At 74.2% G+C, this 19,219-nt stretch carries 17 protein-coding genes; 7 read left to right on the top strand and 10 right to left on the bottom strand.

Translation table 11 applies throughout. The features are described from left to right. Positions 1-10 precede the first annotated feature (10 nt). Positions 11-1,345: a glycosyltransferase gene (locus TR49_RS13715; protein ID WP_063770086.1), complete on the top strand. Its 1,335-nt coding sequence runs from the start codon at positions 11-13 to the stop codon at positions 1,343-1,345. Continuing rightward, on the top strand, positions 1,342-2,364 hold the full coding sequence (locus TR49_RS13710) for an SGNH/GDSL hydrolase family protein (RefSeq protein ID WP_063770085.1): 1,023 nt from the start codon (positions 1,342-1,344) through the stop codon (positions 2,362-2,364). The genes TR49_RS13715 and TR49_RS13710 overlap by 4 nt, the downstream gene beginning before the upstream one ends. Here TR49_RS13710 and TR49_RS13705 read toward each other — a convergent pair. The 4 genes from TR49_RS13705 to TR49_RS13690 all read right to left on the bottom strand — a co-directional run bounded on the left by TR49_RS13705 (position 2,351) and on the right by TR49_RS13690 (position 6,225). Continuing rightward, positions 2,351-3,445 (bottom strand): WD40/YVTN/BNR-like repeat-containing protein, encoded by a 1,095-nt coding sequence (locus tag TR49_RS13705; RefSeq protein ID WP_042381382.1) that lies wholly within the window; start codon positions 3,443-3,445, stop codon positions 2,351-2,353. The genes TR49_RS13710 and TR49_RS13705 overlap by 14 nt on opposite strands. Positions 3,446-3,785: 340 nt before the next feature. After that, entirely contained in the window at positions 3,786-4,757 is a 972-nt protein-coding gene (locus tag TR49_RS13700; RefSeq protein ID WP_236653352.1) for a 5-oxoprolinase subunit C family protein, read from the bottom strand. Then, complete coding sequence (locus tag TR49_RS44980) at positions 4,754-5,392, bottom strand: 5-oxoprolinase subunit B family protein (RefSeq protein WP_042381657.1); 639 nt, start codon at positions 5,390-5,392, stop codon at positions 4,754-4,756. The genes TR49_RS13700 and TR49_RS44980 overlap by 4 nt, the downstream gene beginning before the upstream one ends. 68 nt (positions 5,393-5,460) lie before the next feature. Beyond that, positions 5,461-6,225 (bottom strand): LamB/YcsF family protein, encoded by a 765-nt coding sequence (locus tag TR49_RS13690; RefSeq protein WP_042381654.1) that lies wholly within the window; start codon positions 6,223-6,225, stop codon positions 5,461-5,463. Positions 6,226-6,663: 438 nt separating this feature from the next. Between TR49_RS13690 and TR49_RS13685 the strand changes: the two genes are divergently transcribed. From TR49_RS13685 to TR49_RS13675, 3 genes are all read left to right on the top strand, one after another. After that, positions 6,664-8,160, top strand: a complete 1,497-nt coding sequence (locus TR49_RS13685) for a hypothetical protein (protein WP_042381376.1) — start codon at positions 6,664-6,666, stop codon at positions 8,158-8,160. A 187-nt stretch (positions 8,161-8,347) separates the two neighbouring features. Beyond that, on the top strand, positions 8,348-9,223 hold the full coding sequence (locus TR49_RS13680) for a hypothetical protein (RefSeq protein WP_042381374.1): 876 nt from the start codon (positions 8,348-8,350) through the stop codon (positions 9,221-9,223). Positions 9,224-9,562: 339 nt separating this feature from the next. Continuing rightward, entirely contained in the window at positions 9,563-14,290 is a 4,728-nt protein-coding gene (locus TR49_RS13675; RefSeq protein ID WP_042381652.1) for a coiled-coil domain-containing protein, read from the top strand. Positions 14,291-14,377: 87 nt separating this feature from the next. Here TR49_RS13675 and TR49_RS13670 read toward each other — a convergent pair whose 3' ends face one another. The 4 genes from TR49_RS13670 to TR49_RS13655 all read right to left on the bottom strand — a co-directional run bounded on the left by TR49_RS13670 (position 14,378) and on the right by TR49_RS13655 (position 15,750). Next, positions 14,378-14,644, bottom strand: coding sequence for a hypothetical protein (locus TR49_RS13670; protein WP_152627249.1), 267 nt, complete (start codon positions 14,642-14,644; stop codon positions 14,378-14,380). Between the two features lie 16 nt (positions 14,645-14,660). Beyond that, a complete protein-coding gene (locus TR49_RS13665; RefSeq protein WP_042381372.1) occupies positions 14,661-14,921 on the bottom strand; it encodes a hypothetical protein in 261 nt (86 codons plus the stop codon). Next, positions 14,911-15,114, bottom strand: coding sequence for a hypothetical protein (locus TR49_RS13660; protein WP_439654102.1), 204 nt, complete (start codon positions 15,112-15,114; stop codon positions 14,911-14,913). The genes TR49_RS13665 and TR49_RS13660 overlap by 11 nt, the downstream gene beginning before the upstream one ends. 138 nt (positions 15,115-15,252) lie before the next feature. Beyond that, positions 15,253-15,750, bottom strand: coding sequence for an ArsR/SmtB family transcription factor (locus tag TR49_RS13655; RefSeq protein WP_042381371.1), 498 nt, complete (start codon positions 15,748-15,750; stop codon positions 15,253-15,255). An 89-nt stretch (positions 15,751-15,839) separates the two neighbouring features. On the opposite strand from TR49_RS13655, the gene TR49_RS13650 reads away from it, so the two are divergent. After that, complete coding sequence (locus TR49_RS13650; RefSeq protein WP_042381651.1) at positions 15,840-17,156, top strand: MFS transporter; 1,317 nt, start codon at positions 15,840-15,842, stop codon at positions 17,154-17,156. A gap of 36 nt (positions 17,157-17,192) precedes the next feature. Here TR49_RS13650 and TR49_RS13645 read toward each other — a convergent pair whose 3' ends face one another. Then, the gene (locus TR49_RS13645) at positions 17,193-17,888 is read right to left on the bottom strand and encodes a FadR/GntR family transcriptional regulator (RefSeq protein WP_042381370.1); all 696 of its coding nucleotides are present in this window, start codon (positions 17,886-17,888) and stop codon (positions 17,193-17,195) included. Positions 17,889-18,079: 191 nt separating this feature from the next. On the opposite strand from TR49_RS13645, the gene TR49_RS13640 reads away from it, so the two are divergent. Continuing rightward, positions 18,080-18,637 carry a gluconokinase gene (locus TR49_RS13640; protein ID WP_042381369.1) on the top strand — a complete coding sequence of 186 codons (558 nt, stop codon included), beginning with the start codon at positions 18,080-18,082 and terminating at the stop codon, positions 18,635-18,637. Positions 18,638-18,725: 88 nt separating this feature from the next. On the opposite strand, the gene TR49_RS13635 is transcribed toward TR49_RS13640, so the two are convergent. Continuing rightward, a complete protein-coding gene (locus tag TR49_RS13635) occupies positions 18,726-19,217 on the bottom strand; it encodes a hypothetical protein (protein WP_042381367.1) in 492 nt (163 codons plus the stop codon). Positions 19,218-19,219 lie beyond the last annotated feature (2 nt).

Below are 19,219 nucleotides of genomic sequence, written 5' to 3'. Positions count from 1 at the left end.
GGCGGGCGACATGGCACTGCGAATCGTGCGGGTGGCGAACTTCGTCACCCCGACCTCGGGCGGACTGCGCACCGCGCTGCGCCGCCTCGGGGCCGGCTATCTCGCGGCCGGGCACCGCCCCGTGCTGATCGTGCCCGGTCCCGAGGCCGGGGATGAGGAGACCGAGCAGGGTCGGGTGATCACCCTGCCTGGCCCCGTCGTCCCCGGCACCGGCGGCTACCGCGTCCTGCGCGACCGGGCCCGTGTGGCGGCGACGCTGGAGGCGGTGCGCCCGGACCGGCTGGAGGTGTCCGACCGGACCACGCTGCGGTGGACCGGCCGCTGGGCCCGGGAGCACGACGTCCCCGCGGCGATGGTCTCCCACGAGAGCCTCGACGGCGTGCTGCGGATGTGGGGGCTGCCCCGCCCGGCGGCCCGGCGCGCGGCCGACATCCTCAACGCCCGGACGGCGCGCGACTTCACCCGGATCATCTGCACCACGGAGTGGGCCGCCCGGGAGTTCCGGCGTCTGGAGCTCGGACGCCTGGGCCCCGACCTGCGGCTTGCACCTCTCGGGGTCGACCTGACCCTGCGTCACCCCTCCCGCCGTGACGAGGCGCTGCGGGCGGAGCTGGCCGCGCCCCACGAGACGCTGCTGGTGATGTGCTCGCGCCTCTCCCACGAGAAGCGGCCCGAACGCGCCCTCGACGCGCTCGTCGAGCTCCGACGCCGGGGCGTGCCGGCTGTGCTCGCGATCGCCGGGGCCGGGCCGCTGCGGGCGCGGCTGGAGGCCCGCATCGAAGGGGAAGGGCTGCCCGCCCGCCTCCTCGGCCACATCGCGGACCCGGCGCGCCTCTCGTCCGTGCTCGCCTCGGCCGACATCGCCCTCGCCCCCGGCCCGGTGGAGACCTTCGGCCTGGCCGCGCTCGAGGCGCTCGCCTGTGGCACGCCCGTGGTCGCGTCCGCCGCCTCCGCGCTGCCGCCGATCATCGGCGAGGCCGGCCTGCCGGCCGCGGACACCGGACCGGCGTTCGCGGACGCGGTCCAGCACCTGCTGGCGCGCCCGGCCTCGGTCCGTCGCGGCACCGCCCGCGCCCGCGCCGAGGAGTTCGGCTGGGACGCCTCCGTGGCCGCCTTCCTGTCGGCCCACGAAGTCGGCCCGGCGGCCGCCAGCCGCCCGCTCCCGGAGCCGCAGCCCCACTCCGAGCCCGAGCCGGAGTGGCAGCCGGACCTGGAGTCCGACCTGCGGCCGCAGCCCCGCCCGGAGCACGACCTGCAGCCGCGCACGCAGCCGGTCCCCGATCCGCCGTCGCGGCCCCACCCGACGCCGCAAGCCGCGTCTCTCGCGAAGGGAGCCTCCCGATGACGTCGTTGCGCGTCTCCGCGCTCGGTGACTCCCTGACCGAGGGCCTCGGCGATCCCGTCGCCGGCGGGTGGCGCGGCTGGGCCGCGCTGCTCGCCCAGAGCCTCGCCGCCGACCCGGGCGACGTGGTGTTCACCAACCACGCCACCAGCGGCGCTCAGACCGCCGACGTGCTGTTGCGTCAGCTCCCCGAGGTACGCCGGAAGCGACCGCACGTCGCGGCCGTGATCGTGGGCGGCAACGACACCCTGCGCGCGACCTACGACATCCAGGCGGTGGCCCGGCACCTCGACACCACGCTCGGCAGCCTGGTCGAGGACGGGACGGTGCTGCTCACCGCCTGTCTCCCGGACCCCGGCCGGATGCTGGGGCTGCCTCCCGCGCTGGCCCGCCCGCTGGGCCGCCGGATGCGCAGCGTCAACACCGTCGTCCACGCGCTCTCCGAGCGCTACGACGCCGTGCACGTCCACGCCGCCGAGGAGCCGTGGCTGTTTGACCCCGTGATGTGGAGCGTGGACCGGCTCCACCCGAGCGAGCGCGGGCACCGTGCCCTGGCTCGCGCCTTCCACCGCGAACTGGTCGATCGCGGCATAGCGTTGGGCCCCGCGCCGGACGATCGGACCGACGGGGTGGCGCCGTCCCGCACCGCCCAGGTGCTGTGGATGGCGACCAAGGGCACCCGCTGGGCGCTGGACCGGTGCACGGATCTGCTGCCGGACCTGCTGCGCCTCGCCGCCGCCGAGCGACGGGAGAACCAGGCCGAGCAGCTGGACCGGGAGGCCGCCGAGCAGACGGCCTCCGCCCTGCGGGCCCTGCCCGGCCGGCGCGAGCACGTGGCGGCCCGCCCCAACGGCCAGGCGGCCTCCCGCCGACCGTCCGTCGATCGCACCGCCGACCAGCCGGATTTCGTCGAGCCGGATTTGGCCGAGCCGGATTTCGCGGAGCGGGCCTTCGACGAGGCGGCGCCTCATCGCCGCATGGAGTGGTCGCGCGACGCGGCCGCCGAGGTCAGTCCAGCGTGACCGCCCGGACGCAGAGCACCGTGGGCAGGTGCTCGTTGATCAGCGACCAGGACTCGCCCTCGTCCGCGCTGCCGTACAGCTCCCCGTTCTTGTTGCCGAAGTAGATCCCGGCCGGCTCGCCGTCGTCCGTGGTCAGGGCGTCGCGGAGGACCACACCGTAGTGGTCGCGCTCGGGCAGGCCCTTCTCCAGCGGCTGCCAGGTCTCACCCGCGTCCTCGGTCCGGTAGACGCGGCAGCGGTGCTCCGGGGCCAGCCGCTCGTAGTCGGCGACCAGCGGGAAGACGTAGGCGGTGTCGCCGTGGTGCGGGTGTGCCGCGACGGGGAAGCCGAAGTCGGCGGGCAACCCGGCGTCGATGCGTTTCCAGACCGCGCCGGCGTCGTCGCTGCGGTAGACGCCTCCGTGGTTCTGCAGGTAGAGGCGGGAGGGATCGGCGGCGTCCTGCGAGACCTTGTGGACGCACTGCCCGAAGGCGGGGTACCGCTCCTCCTCCGGCATGAAGCGGGCCTCGATGCCGGTGTTCGACGGCTCCCACGTCGCGCCGCCGTCGAGGGAGCGGTAGACGCCGCCCGTGGAGACGGCGATCGTGACCGCCTGCGGGTCACGCGGGTCGAGCACGATCGTGTGCAACCCCTGGCCGCCGAAGCCGGCCTGCCACTGCGCGCGCTGCGGGTGCTGCCAGAGACCCTCGTTCAGGGTGAAGGAGACGCCGCCGTCCTCGGAGCGGAAGAGCGCGGCCGGCTCCGTGCCCGCGTAGACGACGCCCGGCTGCTCCGGCCCGGCCGGGCGCAGCTGCCAGACCCGGACCAGCGACGCGTCCGTCCCGGGTGGGAACTTGACCGCTGGGGCGGCCGGTTCCTGCCAGCTGGCGCCGAGGTCGTCCGAGGTGAACACCGACGGGCCCCAGTGGCTGGAATCCGCGCCGACCAGAATGCGCGGCGTCGTGCCCCGGCGGTCCACCGCGACCGAGTAGACGCCCTGCATCACGAAGTGGGGACCCGTCCAGGACCAGGAGCGGCGGTCCTTGCTGCGGGCGAGGAACAGGCCTTTGGCCGTGCCGACCGCGAGCAGCGTCTCAGACATGCGGAACACCTCCAGGCGGAACCGTGGGTGGGGAGGATGGGGATGGTGGGGAGGGTCGTGTACGCATCGGCCCGACGGACAACGGGCGAAAGGTCCGAGCGCCTGCGCCCTCGGGCTCTGCCAGCAGTCTGGACCCGTCCCGCCCCCGATGTCCCGTCGAACGCGCTCGAAAACTCGAACGAGGGAGCGTGCGGATCCCGCCCATGCGCCGGAATCCGGGCCGACTCAGGGGCGACGCGCCGCAGCGGTCGGGAACACCGCGAGAAAAGCCCAGGTCGGATCGGCTGAGAGAGCCCAGCCCGGCCCGGCTCAGGTCGCGGGTCGCAGGCCGCCGCGAGCCTCAGACGTCCAGCCGTGCCGTGGGCAGCAGGCGGACCGGCGTTCCGGGTGCCGCCTGAGCCGCCGCGGCCAGGTCCGCCTCCGGCACCACGCCGACGACCGGATAGCCACCCGTGGTCGGGTGGTCGGCGAGGAAGACGACCGGCATCCCGTCCGGCGGGACCTGGACGGCGCCCAGCACCATGCCCTCGCTCGGCAGCTCGCCCAGGCCTTCGCGGCGGCGCAGCGGCGGTCCGTCCGCGAGCCGCAGACCGACCCGGTTGCTCGCCGGGGAGACGCGATAGCGCGCACGGCCGAGCGCGGCGAGCGACTCCGGCTCGAACCAGTCGCGGCGCGGTCCGGGGGTGAGGCGCAGCACCAGTTCGGCGGGTGGGCCGGCCAGCGGGCTCCGCTCTGCGCTCCCCGGGCCGAGCGCTCCGAGCGTTCCCGGCGCGCCGAGCGGCAGTCGCATCCCGGCGGAGAGCGGAGCGGGCCCGAGGCCCGCGAGCAGGTCCGCCGACCGGCTGCCGAGCACGGGCGCGACCTCGAAGCCGCCGTCCACGGCCACGTAGCAGCGCACCCCGGCCGTGACCGCGCCCACCTCGAGCACCTCGCCCGCCCGGACCCGTACCGGCGCGCACCAGGCGACCGGCCGCCCGTCGACCCGCACGGGCGCGGGCGCGCCGGTCACGGCGATCCACGCGTCGCCGCCGACCGCCCGCAGCGCCAGGTTTCCCGTCGTCGCCTCCAGGACCGCGGCGCCGGAGGCGGCCCCGACTGCCGTCCCCGGCGCGCTTCCGCCCGCCGCGCCGGAAGAGTCGTTGCCGACCAGGGCGTTGGCCCATCGGTACGCGGGACCGTCCAGCGCTCCGGCCCGGGGCACGCCCAGCGCCGCCACGCCGCGTCGTCCTGCGTCCTGGACGGTCGTCAGCGGCCCCGGGCGCAGCACCTCGAACACCCGGCGGGCCCGCAGCCGTTCCTGACCCTCAGTCACGTCGCTTCCCCCTTCGCACCTGGCGTGGGCGCCACCGGCACGAACCGCACACGGGTGCCCGGTGTCAGCATCGCGGCGGGTGTGCGGTCCGTGTCCCACAGGCGCACCGCAGTGCGGCCGATGAGCTGCCAGCCGCCGGGGGAGGGGCCGGGGTAGACGCCCGTGTACGCCCCGGCCAGGGCGACGGACCCGGCGGGGACGCGGGTGCGCGGGGTGGCGCGGCGGGGCACGGCGAACTCGTCGGGCAGGCCGGTGAGATAGGCGAATCCAGGCGCGAAGCCGCAGAAGGCCACCCGGAACGAGCATGCGGCGTGCCGTCGCACCGCCTCCTCGGGAGGAACGCCCCACAGCCGCGCTACCTCCGCCAGGTCCTCGCCGTCGTACACGGTCGGGATCTCGACCAGCGGTCCGGTGCCCGCCTGCGCGGAATGCGGTTCCCACGCGCCCAACCAGGCGGTCAGGGTGCTTCGTTCGCGTGCGTCGGTGAGGCCGTCGACCAGCACCGTCCGGGCGGCGGGCACCAGTTCGACATCGGGTCCGAGCAGGCCCTGGTGCTGACGCTGCATCAGGTCGCCCAGCAGTGCCGCGACCTGCTCGTCCGAGTCGACCTCGGCGAGGAGCGCCCGCGCTCCCATGGGGCGAACGGTCGGGCGACCGGGGGCCTTCGCGGCCGCGCGCCCCAGGGCCTCGGGCTCGGCGCCGCTCAAGCGAACGCCTCGATCGTCACGCCGGCCGCCTCCAGTGCGCTCCGGACCCGGATGGCCAGCGCGGCCGCGCCCGGCGTGTCGCCGTGCAGACACAGGGAGTCGGCGGTGACCGCCACCTTTGCGCCCGTGACGGTGGCCGCCTCGCCCGCCACCGCGACGGCGAGCGCCTGGGCGACGACGGCGTCGGGATCGTGGAGGACCGCGCCCGGCTCGGTGCGCGGGACGAGCGTGCCCTCCGGGGTGTAGGCGCGGTCCGCGAACGCCTCCGCCACCGTGGGCAGTCCCGCGGTGGCGGCCCGGCGCAGCAGGGCCGAGCCGGGCAGGCCGAGGACGGGCAGTTCGCGGCCGAAGGCGCGGGCGAAGGCGGTGACGGCGTCGACGACCGCCGCGGCCTGGTCCTCGTCGCGGACCGCCCGGTTGTAGAGGGCGCCGTGCGGCTTCACATAGGCGACGCCCGCCGCCCCTGCGGCCCGCGCGAAGACCTCCAATGCACCGATCTGGTAAGTCAGTTCGTCGGCGAGCTCGGCGCGGGGCACATCCATCGCGCGCCGGCCGAAGCCCGCCAGGTCCCGGTAGGAGACCTGCGCGCCGATCCGCACTCCGCGCGCGACGGCGCCCTCGCAGACCCGGCGCATGGTGGCCGGGTCGCCGGCGTGGAAGCCGCAGGCGACGTTGGCGCTGGTGACGACGGAGAGCAGGGCCTGGTCGTCGGTGAGCGCCCAGCGGCCGAAGCCCTCGCCGAGATCGGCGTTCAGATCCATCTCCACCTCCGACTCCAGGTCCGACATGACCCGCGGGCCAGCGTCCGGCGTTGATCGTATGCGCCCGCGCGACGGCTGTCCGGAGCGCTCACCCCTCGGGCCGGGGTCCGACCGAGACCGGGGTGCGAAACGGTTCAAACCCCCTCCCGGCGTGGCGCAAACGGCACGCCGCGAAGATCACCCGACTGGCCTCGCCCGAAAAGCCGTACGCACACGATCGGCCTCGGGTCTCGCTGAGTGCGCCACTCCAGGGTGGCGACGGTCGCCGCGAACGACTGACCGCGCTGCGCCGGGCCGCCATGCACCCGTGCCCATGCCGCGCGCACGCGTGCCATTGCACCCGGTTCGGGGGGCGGAGCGGAGTGAGCCCGCCGGACAGAGCGGGGCGATCCATGCTGTTTGGGACGTTGTCCGTCCGAGCCTCTACGCTAAACCCCCGTGACCACCACCGCCGAAGCAGCGCGCACGGCCCCGGGCCCCGCCGCCGACGAGGGCCTTGCCCGTAGGCTGCGCGCTCTCGCCTGCACCGCGCCGCTGCACGACCTCGACAGCCGCAAGGCCAACCTGGCGGGCGAGTACGCGGTCTACGGCATGGCGGAGGTCGCACTCGCCGCGATCGACCTGGTCACCCTGCACATGGACTTCGACACCGGCGCCGACCGGGACCAGGTCCTCGCCCGGCTGCTGCCGCGCGTCGCCGCCCAGGCCCCCGAGCGGGAGTGGCGCGAGCACGAGCGCGTCGCCAAGTGGGTGCTCGAGTCGCTGATCAACGTCGGCAGCGTGGACCGCGGTTTCCGCGCCGTCTACGGCACCTTCGGCTCCGACGGCTCCTACGTCCGCCGCGACTACGACTTCAAGCTCATCGAGGAGGTGCCGGGTCCCGACGGCGGCGTCTACCTGCGCACCACGGACGAGGCCGTCAACGTCCTCGTCGGCGCGCTCGACACGGACGTCACCTCCGCGCAGATCGCCGCCGAGGTCAAGTTGGAGGTGCTGATCCGGCGCGGCCGCCTCGCAGACGCCCAGCTCGCCGCCGAGCAGGCCCGCTACCGCACCGTCCAGTACAGCGAGCTGCTGCGCCGCGCGCTCGAGGCCACGCGGCGCAACGTGCGCGCCGTGGACTGGATGGAGACCGTCCCTGACCTCATCGCCGAGGCGCTCGAGCACATCGCCGACCGCTACCGGCATGAGAACGCCATCCTCACCAACATCCGCAAGGCTCGCGACGAGTCGGAGGACCCTGAGCACAAGCGCCGTGCTGCGGAGCTCGTCGACATCGTCAAGGACTGCATCCGCCGCCACACCCAGCTGCAGACCCGCCTGCTGGAGGCCGGTCCGCTGTTCCGCGCCGAGCAGGACCGCCAGGCCTTCGCCGCGCCCAGCGCGCGCAGCGGCCTGGACCTCTACGGCCAGCTGCTCGCTCCCGTGCTGCCGCTCCCGCTGGAGCAGGCGTCGGCGGTGACGACGGCCTTCTTCCGCAAGGGGACAGGGCTGCGCACCCCGAGCGCGGTCCGTCTGACGGATCTCGTCGACGTCCTGTTCACCCCGCCGGTCGAGCGCGAGCATCTGGGAGCGGAGCTCCCCGAGCCGGACCTGATCTCCACGCCGGACGACAGCCGCTTCTCCGACGAGCAGTTGGAGACCGCGCTCGGCCTGCTGGACCTTCCCGCCGACGCGCCGCGCCGCCTCTCCGGCCTGCTCGCCGAGGCCCGCCGGTTGGACCCCGACCTGCCGTACCTCCTCGCCCTGCTGGCCGTGCACGCGGCGAGCCCGGGCGTCGGTACGGCCTACCGGCAGGGTGAGGAGCGCCTGCTCTTCGCCGTCGACGACGGCACGCGCCTGGACGACGAGGAGTTCGGCGGCGCCGACCTGATCGTCGGCAGTGCGCTGCTCGACGCCGTGGGCATGGCCGCGGACCGCGCGGAGGCGAGCTGATGCACTGCCCAGGGTCGGCGGGCGCTGCTGATCAGCGGCTCCGCCCAGAGGCGCGACAAGCCACCCGAGGACCTGTGTCCCCGAACGAGCAGGGCCATCCGCGCCGGATGGTTTCTTGCGCGGTTCCTCGTGAACTTCCTTGCGCCCTTGAGGAAGTTGCAACATCCCCGAGTCCGGAGCTGAACCGATGATCGACGACGACTACGACGCACCGAGCCCCGGTGAGGGTGCTGCGCGCCCCGCGCCGATCACGGCCGCCGACGTCGCCGACGCCTCCCGGTTGGTCAGTTTCGGCCTCCAGCCGAAACTGCTGCCGGCCCGCGACACCGAGTACGCCGAGCTGATCCGGCGCTACCGGGACGATCCGTCCTTCGCGCGGCTCGCCGACGCCGTGGCGACCGGCCTCGGGCTGATCGTGCTGGAGGTGTCCTCCCGTGCGGGCATGGCCGTCGCCGCCGCCGAGGACAGCGTGTTCGCCGTGCGGATGGGCGACTACTCCCGCCGCGCCGCGTCCGAGTCCACCGACCGCTTCCTGCACGGGCTGGCGCACCTCGCCGTCGCGGCACTCGCGTTCCCGCGCCCGGAGGATCTCGCCGACGACGGGTACCTCGGGCGGATCACCGTCAACGGCGTCGACGCCTTCGTCCGCCAGGCCTGCCGCAGGCTGGAGCAGCAGGCGGACGTGTCGGGCGACAACACCGACCCGGTCAGCGACGCGCCGGGCCTGGAGGCGGCCTGGCGCGTCTACGCCCGGCGCAGCGCCACCGGGGCGACCAAGGACGCCCGCCGGCTGGCCGGTTCGACGATCGGGATCGTCGGCAAGGCGGTGTCGTTCCTGGTCGACTCCGGTTTCCTGCAGAAGACCTCGGACGACTCGGGCGGCACCTACCGCACCACCGCCCGCTACCAGCTCCAGGTCCGTGACATGGCCGGCAGTGCCGCGATGGCGGAGCTGCTCGCCCTCGGCGTCGTGCCCGTCACGGACGGCAGCGCGACCCTCCTGCCGCCGGACGAGTCGGACGACCTGGTCACCGACGCCGGTCTGCCGTTCCACAGCGTCTGACCAGCGGCACCCCTGAGCGACTTTGACCGGAGTTCCGCCGCGCCGTGGGTGCTGCGGTCAGGGGGCGATGTGAGCGGCGTTGCCGCAGGTGGGGCAATACGGATGTGGTTGCGAGCGGGTGCGCAGGCCGGAGACGATCTCCGCCGACGCCCGACGGCGTGCCCCGGTGAGGCGCGGGCGTCAGTTGCCGGTCACGCGCAACGGGTCGGCTTCATGTCGCGGTCGTGTCCGGATTGTCGGCTGAGCGGGCGAACCGGAGATTTGCCCTTGTCACTGGATATCCTCTGGTGAGACCAGGCGCCCCGCCTTGTCGATCAAGAACAGGAATGAGTGCGCACGGTGTACGAGCTGAACCGGGTCCGCCTGTACTCCATCGGCCCTGCCGGTGCGCGGTACGCCGACACCGTGCTCGACCTGAGCGGCGTCGGCGAGGCCGTCCCCGACCCCGCGCCGCGCCAGCCCGGCTTCTTCGACGAGGAGGACAACGGGCCGGTCCGCCGCCCCGCGCCCGCGGGTGTGCTGTTCCTGGAGAACGGCGGCGGCAAGTCCGTGCTGCTCAAGCTGATCTTCTCGGTGATGCTGCCCGGCCACCGCAACACGCTCGGCGGCGCCAGCTCCGGCGTGCTGCGCAAGTTCCTGCTCGCCGACGACTGCGGGCACGTCGCCCTGGAGTGGCAGCACACCCTGACCGGCGAGACCGTCGTCGTCGGCAAGGTCAGCGAGTGGCGCGGACGGCAGGTCTCCGCCGACCCGCGCAAGTTCGCCGAGGCCTGGTACTCGTTCCGGCCCGGTCCCGCGCTCGGCCTCGACTCCCTTCCCGTCGCCGAGCGCGCGGTGCTGATGCCCGCGCCCGGTCAGGACGCGCCGAAGGTGAGCGCACGCGGGCGCCGCCGCACCATGAAGGGCTTCCGCGACCTGCTGATGGAGGCGGGCAAGCTCGCCCCGGAGCTGGAGATCACCTGGGAGGAGGGCCACGAGCGCTGGACCGAGCACCTGAGCGCGCTCGGGCTCGACCCCGAACTCTTCCGCTACCAGCGCGAGATGAACGCCGACGAGGGCGAGGCAGCCGGCCTCTTCGCGGTCAAGAGCGACAAGGACTTCACCGACCTGCTGCTCCGCGCCGTCACCGACACCCGCGACACCGACGGGCTCGCGGACCTGGTCCACGGCTTCGCCTCCAAGCTGGGCCGCCGCGCCGAGCTGACCGCCGAGCGGGACTTCACCGGCGGCTCGCTCGACCTGCTCCACCGCATCGCCGAGGCCGCGACCGTCCGCGAGGGCGTGCGCGAGAGCCACCGCGCCGCCGAGCGCCGGGCCCGGCGCCTGGCTCGCTCGCTCTCCGCCCGTGCGGGCCTGGAGCGGGCGCGCGTCGGCGAGTTGGAGGAGCAGGTCGCGGCCGGGGCAGATGCCGTCGCCGAGGCCCACGACGCGCGCACCGGGCAGTCGCTGGTCACCGCCGAGTTGACGCACCGTCATGCGAGCCTGGCGCTCGCCGACGCCACCGCCGACGCCGCCGCACTGCGTCGCGAGCTGCTGGACGCCCGCACGCTCCACTCCGCCTGGCAGGCCACCGAACTGGTGCTCCGTCACCGCGCTGCCGCCGACCGGGCGGCGCGGGTGTCCGCTGCGATCCGCGAGGCCGAGCGCGACGCCGCGCCCGCGCTCGCCGCGCGCACCAAGGCCGCCGTCGCGCTGGTCCGCGCGCTGGAGGCCGCCGCCGAGGCCGCCGAGGAGCGCGCCGACAGCGAGGAGTCGCGCGCCCACGGGCTGCAGACCCAGGGCGAGGCCGCCCGCCGCGACGCCACCGCCGCGGCTACCGCTGCGCAGAAGGCCCGCTCCGAGGGCGACCACCTGCGCCAGCGTCTCGCCGAGGTCGAGCAGGAGACCCAGCAGGCCGTCCGTTCCGGCTGGATCGACACCACCACCGGCGACACCGACAGCCCCGAGGCCGTCGATCCGGCCCGTGCCGCGCTCGAGGCCGCCGACGCCGAGAAGGCGGCGGGGGCGGCGTGGGAGGAGGCTCGTGCCGCTGCCGAGCAGGCAGCCGGCCGCTCCCGCGAGGCCGCCGCCCGCGAGGGCCGCGCCGAGCTCGCCGCCGCGCGCGCCCAGGACGCGCTCTCCGCCGCCGAGACCGCGCTCGCCACGGAGGAGCACACCCTCAGCCTGCTTGCCGCGGAGCCGCGCATCACGGCCCTGCTGGGCGTGGCGGACGGGGAGTTGACGCCGCAGCAGCTGGACGGTACGGCCGACTCGCTGCGCGAGCAGCTCGACAACGCCGTCGCCACCGCCGAGCGCACCCTGTTCGACCTGCGTACCCAGGCCGCCGACGACTCGCGCATCCTCGCCGCCCTCGGCGACGGCGGCCTGCTGCCGCCGGGCCCGGACGTGCTGGCCACCGTCGAGTACCTGGGCGAGCACGGTGTCCCGGCCCTGCCGGGCTGGCGTTACCTGGCTCAGTCCGTCGACCCGGTGGACCACGAGCGGATCCTCGCCGCGCGCCCGCAGCTCGTCGACGGCGTGATCGTGACCGACCCGGCCTCCCTCGCCCGCGCCCGCGAGATCCTGGCCGCCGCCGCGCTGCTGCCGCGTTCCGCCGTCGCCGTCGGCACCTCCGCGGCGCTGCTCGGCCCGGTGACCCGGGAGCCGTCGGCCGAGGGGGAGAACGGCGTCTTCCTGGTGCCGCCGAACCCGGCCATGCACGACGAGTCGGCCGCCGACGAGGAGCGCCGCCAGCTGCGTGACCGGGCTGGGGCCAGGGACGAGCAGATCCGCGAGCTCGCCGCCCGTCTCGGCGGGGACCGGCTGCTCGTGGGGCGCCTCTCCTCCTGGCGCGCCGGCTGCCCGGCCGGGCGCCTGACCGAGCTGGCCGCCGACGTCGAGGCCGCGCGCGAGGCGCTGGAGGCCGCCACGGCCGAGCGCGGGTCCGCCCGAGCCGCCCACGACGAGTCCGAGCAGGAGCGCGCCACCGCCGCCCGGATGCGCGAGACCCGGCTGGAGGCCGCACAGCAGGCCCGCCGCCGCGCCGACGCCCTGGCCGGGCTCGCCTACCGCCTGCGTGAACGCTCCACCTGGACGGCCCGCCTGCGCGAGGTCGCCGACGAGACCACGCAGGCCGAACTGCGCCAGCACGCCTGCACGGAGCTGGCCCAGGCCGCGGACGAGGACCGCCGGGCCGCCCAGCGCGCCGCCGACGACGCCCGCCGCACCGCCCGGGCGCTGCGCGCCGAGCGTGCCGAACTGCCCAGCTCCGACCTGCCGGACGACATCGACGAGGCCACGGGCGGGGACGTGCCCACGGCGTCCCTGCCCGCGCTGCGGGAGGCGCACCGCGTCGCCGCCCAGCTCTACGAGAAGGTCGGCGTCGGCGCGGACCTGCGCGCCGAGCAGGCCCGCGCGGAGAGCGACGAGTCCTCCGCCCGCGCCGAGCTGGACCGGCTCACCAACAAGGTGCGCACCCGCGCCGAGGAGCTGCTCGGCAGCCCCGACGGCGCAGACGGCCCGGCCCGCCAGGCCGCGGCCTCCCGCGCCGAGGACCTGGTCCAGACGATCGAGGCGCGCGCCTCCGCCGCCAGCGAGCAGCTCGGTCGTCTGCGCGCTGAAGCCGAGCGCAGCGCGCCCGTCTCCGGTGAGGCGCACACCGAGCTGCCCGAGGAGCTGGTCCCGGCCGACCAGGACCACGCCCGCGAGCTGCTGCGCGCCGCCACCGCCGAACTCGCCTCCCGCAGCGACGCCCTGGAGGCGGGTCGCACCGCACACGCGGAGTTGCAGCGCACCCTGGAGTCCGCGCAGCACGCCGCCGCCGAGTTCGAGGAGACCGCCGCGCAGCTGCGCGACGGCCTGCGCGAGCCCGCCGAAGGCGTCGCGCACGCGGAGGACGAGGAACAGGTCACCCCGGTCACCGGCTCCCTGCCCGAGGCCCGGCACGCCGCCTCCGACGCCCGCCGCCACCTGCGCGCCGCGAGCGCCGAGCTGTCGGCGGCGGACCTCGCCGTCCGGGACGCGAGCGACGCGCTGATCCGGCACGCCAACTCCACGCGCTTCGAGGCCGTCCGCACCCCGGCCCGCCAGCAGATCCGCGAACTGCCGGTCTCGGTGCTGCCCGAACACGCCGCTCACTGGGCCGCCGCCTTCGCGCCCCGTCTGCGCGTGCTGACCGACGAGCTCGACCAGTTGGAGCGCAATCGCGACAGCATCGTGGACCGCCTGCGCGGCCTCGTCGAGTCCTCGCTCGCCACGCTGCGCGCGGCCCAGCGCCTCTCCCGGTTGCCCGAGGGCCTGGGGGAGTGGTCCGGCCAGGAGTTCCTGCGGATCCGCTTCGACGAGCCCGACCACGCGGTGCTGACGGAGCGTCTGGGCGAAGTCATCGACGAGGCGACGCGCGCCGCCGTGCGACGTCAGGGCTCCAATGCCTCGTCCGGAGCGGTGGACTGGAACCGCCGCGACGGTATGTCGCTGCTGCTGCGCGGCGTTCACGCGGCGTTGGAGCCGCGCGGCGTCACCGTCGAGATCCTCAAGCCCGACGCGGTGCTGCGCGCCGAGCGGGTGTCGGTCAGTCAGATGTCCGACGTCTTCTCCGGCGGCCAGTTGCTGACCGCGGCCATCGCGCTCTACTGCACCATGGCCGCGCTGCGCGCCAACGACCGCGGCCAGGCCAAGCTCCGGCACGCGGGGACGCTGTTCCTGGACAACCCGATCGGGCGTGCCAACGCCACGTACCTGCTGGAGCTCCAGCGCGCCGTCGCCGACGCGCTCGGGGTTCAGCTGATCTACACCACCGGGCTGTTCGACACGACGGCGCTGGCGGAGTTCCCGCTGATCATCCGCCTGCGCAACGACGCCGACCTGCGCGCCGGGCTCAAGTACATCTCGGTGGAGGAGCACCTGCGTCCGGGGCTGCCGCAACTCGACGAGGAGGAGGCGGAGATCCACGGCGCGGTCAGCGCGACGCGCGTCTTCCGCCGCCCGCGTGCGGAGGACGAGACCGCCGTGCTGCACGAGACCGCCGCGCCGGATGCGCCCGCCGTCGGGGCGGCGAGCCACACCGGGGTGGCCGAGGTCGAAGAGTAGGCCCCGCCGGAGAGCCGGGCCCGCCCGCGGACCCGGACCGGGACAGGCCCCGGAAGGGCTCCGGACGGGGCCCGAACGGGCTCCGGGTCAACGCGGGCGCTTCGCGCCCGTCATGGGCGTTATCCCGCCGGAGCCGTGCAGGCGCTCGCGCGCGCTGCGCTGGGTGATCCACACGTCCAGGCCGAACCAGGTGGTCACGAACACCCCGGCCACGGTGACCGTCAGCGCCCAGCCCATGAAGGCCGCCTCGGCGAACGAGCCGAACATGGTGAAGACCAGTGCGACCAGCGTGAAGGCGAGGGAGAGCAGCAGCCGCACCCGCGCCCGCCGTGCCTCGTCGGGTACCCGTGCCATGGTGTTCGTCGGCCTCCTATGCCTCCACGTACGCGACCAGGATGGCCGAGCGCAGAACCGATACGGAGTAGATGACGCGTATGCCCTCCGCATCGTTGCGGTAGTCGCGGATCAGTGGAAAACGTGTCGGCACGCCCATCTCCGGGTCGATCGCGAGCTCGCTCAGGGCCCTGTCCAGCCGGCGTACCTCCTCGGCGTCGGTCAGCGCGTCGACCTGCTTGCGGGCGCCGTCGGTGAACCGGATCTGCGCCGGTCGGCGCCGCAGCCTACGGGACACGGCCGTCGAGCCTCGCCAGCGCCAGCTCGCGGATCTCCTCCCAGGCGACGCACTCCTCGTCGGTGGGCAGCCCGTTTGCCGCGATCTGCTCCAGAGCCGCGGCCAGGCTGTCCGCCTTGGCGCGCTCGTCCGCGGCCCACGCGCGCAGCGCGTCGGCCTCGTCGGGCTCCAACTCCATCCCCGGCTGACTCACTTGGCCCTCCCCAGGCCGCCGCGTCCCTGCCTCCCGCAGGCTACCCGGACCCTACCGGGTCGAGGCTCGGCCGTTCGAGTGAGGGTTCGGCTCCGGGGGGAGGTGGATGGAGGCCGTCGAGGCCGGGTTGAGGCCTGTTCAGGGACGGTTCGGGTCCGGGTGCAGCGCCACGAACAGGGACCACGCCTGGGCCGACGGGTCGTCGGGGCGAGCGGCGAACTCCTCCAGCAGGGCGCTCAGCCGGGTGCGGAACTCCTCCATGTCGGGAGGAGACAGGCGCAGCCCGAGCCGGGTCGCGTCGACCTCCGTCGAGGGGGCCAGCGCGACCTCCTCCAGGAACGCGTCGAGCAGGACGCGGTCCATGGCGGGCGCCTCCAGCCGCCAGGACTTCTTCGTGGCCCGGTAGGGGATCTCGCGTGCGCCGCGCGCGCCGCGCCGCTCCTCCTGAGCCTCCAGGAAGCCGGTGCGCACCAGCGTCCTGGTGTGGTGCAGCACGCTGGCCGGATCGCGGCCGAGGATCGCGGCGATCTCCTTGTTGGTGTGCGGCTCGCTCAGGCAGATGCGCAGGATGCGCAGCCGCAGCGAGGAGGCGAGGGCCTTCGCTTCCTCGTCGGACGCCGGCCTGCGTTCTGTCATGGCAGCAGCGTACTGAACGGAAAGGCGCTCGGATCCCGGCCTGCCCAAACTGATTGACAAAACCCAATCACTTGGCCACGGTGGTCGCCATGAGCTCCTCAGCCCCGCCTGTCGACCGACCAGCCCGTCGCGGCGGTCTCTGGCACCACCTCGACTTCCGACGCCTCTGGATCGGCGAGACGGTCAGCCAGTTCGGCACCATGGTGAGCCAGTTGGCGCTACCGCTGCTGGCGGTGCTGGTACTGCACGCGTCGACGTTCCAGGTCGGCCTGCTGGCCGCGTGCGAGTCGCTGGCGTTCGTGGTGGTCGGACTGCCGGCCGGCGCCTGGGTGGAGCGGATGCGGTTCCGCTCGGTCCTGCTGGTCAACGATTTGGTCCGGGCCGCCCTCTTCGCCTCGGTCCCGCTGGCGCAGCTGCTCGGCGTGCTGACCATGGGCCAGCTCTACGTCGTCGCCATCGCCACCGGCGTGTCCACCGTCTTCTTCGACGTCGCCTACCAGTCCTACCTGCCGCGGCTCGTCGACCGGGAGCTGCTGGTCGAGGGCAATGCGAAGCTCCAGGCCAGCGAGTCGGTCAGCCAGATCGCGGGCCCGAGCCTCGGCGGCGCGCTGGTCCAGCTGCTCGGCGCGCCCTACGCGGTCCTGGTCGACGCGCTGAGCTTCCTGTGGTCGGCGGGCTGGGTGCGCGCCATCGAGGCGCGGCCGCCCCGACCCGAAACCGATCCGGACCGGAACCTCTTGCGGGAGATCCGCGAGGGCCTCGCCTTCGTCCTGCGCGACCGCATGCTCCGCGCGATCGCCGCGTGCACGGGGTCGGCGAACCTCTTCGCCTCTATGGCGGGCGCCGTCCTCTACGTCCTGCTCGCCCGCCAACTGCGGCTCTCGCCCGGCGTGATCGGCCTGATCGGCTCGACCTCCGCCGTCGGCGGACTCATCGGCGCGCTCGTCGCCGCCCGGGTGGCCGCCCGGATCGGTCAGGGGCCCGCCATCTGGATCCCCATCGCGGTCACCGGCCCGTGCGCGCTGGTCGTCCCTTTCGTCCAGCGCGACTGGACGCTCGCCCTGCTTGCCGCGGCGCAGGTGGTGATGTGGATCGGCATCGTCGTCTACAACATCACCCAGGTGAGCTTCCGTCAGGCCCTGTGCCCGCCCCACCTGCTGGGCCGGATGAACGCCACCATGCGCTTCCTGGTCTGGGGCACCATGCCGGCCGGCTCGTTCCTCGGCGGCGTGCTCGGCACCACGATCGGTGTGCGCGGCACCCTGCTGCTGGCGGGCGTCGGCAGTTCGCTGGCCTTCCTGCCGGTCTTCCTCTCCCCGCTGCGCACCATGCGCGAACTGCCCGTCTATGCGGAGCGGGCCTCGGGCGACGAATCGGACGCGGGCCTGGTCGCCAGCGAGTCCTGACGCTGTCGCGGGCGCGCCGCCTCGCCGGTCCGCGCGTCACTCCAGGGCCGCGTCCAGCTCCTCCAGCGCCCCCGTGACGATCGCGCGCATCGCCCGCTCGGCGGTCGCCGCGTCGCCCGCGGCGATCGCCTCGGCGACCTCGCGGTGGAGCCGGACGGCGTAGTCCTCGGGGTGATGCGGCATCAGCCGGTGCTCGGTGCGCCCACGCAGGACCGCCTCGACGGTGGCGCCGAGGTGCGCGAACATCTCGTTGCCCGAGGCCTGGAGCACGGTGGCGTGGAAGTCGGCGTCGTGCCGCAGGAAGGCGTCCAGATCGCCGGCGCGGCCGGTCATCGTCATCTCCGTCGCGAGCGCGCCGAGCGCGCGCCGCTGGTCGTCGTCGGCGTGGACGGCGGCGAGACCGGCCGCCGCCGGTTCGACCGCGACGCGCAGCGAGCCGAGGGAACGCAGCTGGGCGGGCCGGTCGGCGCCGGCCAGACGCCAGGCGATGAGCGTGGGGTTGAAGACGTCCCACTCGGACTTCGGCCGCACCGTGACGCCCACCCGGCGGCGCGAGGCGACCAGCTGCATGGACTCCAGCATCCGCACCGCCTCGCGGACCACCGTCCGGGAGACGTCGAAGCGCTCCTCCAGTTCCTCGATGCGCAGCACCGAGCCCCCGGCGATCTCACCGGAGGCGATCGCGGGCCCGAGGTCGGCGAGCAGGCGGCCCGGCAGGCCCTGGATGTCCATTGCTCCAGGTTAGGGGCCGGTGCGCGGAGCCGGATGCGGAGGCGCCGATCGCGATGGGGCCGGTCCCGGCCGCGCCGGGGTGGAGGATACCGCACCGTGCTTCAAAACGTATGACCATTTCATGGCAGCGGGTTGATTAAGTCATACCTTTGGACGACACTTGGGCGACCGCACAGAACGGAGCACCAGCAATGGCTCTCAGCGTCGAGAACCCGCGGCCGGCCAGGACGGCCCCCGCGATCGTGGTGATGGGCGTGGCCGGGGTCGGCAAGACCACGGTCGCGAAGGCCCTCGCGGAGCGCCTCGGCCTTCCCTACGGTGAGGCTGACGACTTCCACCCCGCCGCCAACATCGCCAAGATGGCCGCCGGCATCCCCCTCGACGACGAGGACCGCGAGCCCTGGCTCCGGGCCATCGGAGCCTGGCTCGCCGAGCGGGTCGCGGCCGGCACCGGGGGAGTCGTCACCTGCTCCGCGCTCAAGCGCAGCTACCGCGACCTGCTGCGCGAAGCCTGTCCGGAGGCCTTCTTCCTCCATCTGACCGGAGCGAACGAGCTGATCGAGGAGAGGCTCGCGCACCGAAGCGGCCACTTCATGAAGGCCCACATGCTCGACTCCCAGCTCGCCATCCTCGAACCGCTCGCCGCGGACGAGAACGGCGCGGTGCTGGACATCGGCCCCGACCCCCACACCCTCGTCGAGACCGCAGTGGACCTGGTGTCGCGGCCTGTCAACGGAGACCTCGCGTGAGACCCCTGCCCGCCCTCTCCGTGACGGGCGCTGTCGAGCGGCCATGGAACCGGCCGACCGTCACGGGACGGCCGATGCCAGTCGTGGGCTAGAGCCCACCCCTGCGGGCGAGGCTGTAGCCGGACGGGAGCGAGCCGGACGGGTCGAGGAACGACCAGGATCCCTGGCTGTCCGACCGGATCACGGGGCGGCGCAGGATCTCCTCGAACCACGACGCCGCGATGCGCCCCAGCTCCTCCGGGCCGCCGGAAGCCCGCACGGCCACCGCCCTGTCTTCCCGCTCCTCGAACTGGTAGGTCTGGTTGTGCACCTCGCCGCAGCTCAGGGTGTCGCCGACGAGCGAGGCGCCGAGGGTCAGCAGGACCCGCTTGTGGGGCAGATCGCTGACGTCGACGACGAGAAGCAGCTCGGCGTTCCCGTCCTCGTCCAGGTCCTCCTCCTCGTTGTATACCAGGGTGATGGCGTGGCTCGGTGGGCATTCCGGCCAGTGCCGAGCCCGTTCCCGGACGACCTCCAGAAATGCCTTCTGCGTGTCGTCGACCTCCGTGTCGTCCACGGAGAACCATTCTTGTTGCAGCATGC

Source organism: Streptacidiphilus melanogenes, assembly GCF_000787835.1.
Taxonomy (GTDB): Bacteria; Actinomycetota; Actinomycetes; order Streptomycetales; family Streptomycetaceae; genus Streptacidiphilus; species Streptacidiphilus melanogenes.
Note: the sequence above shows the minus strand (reverse complement) of the source record. Positions and strands in the feature narration are given on the sequence as shown.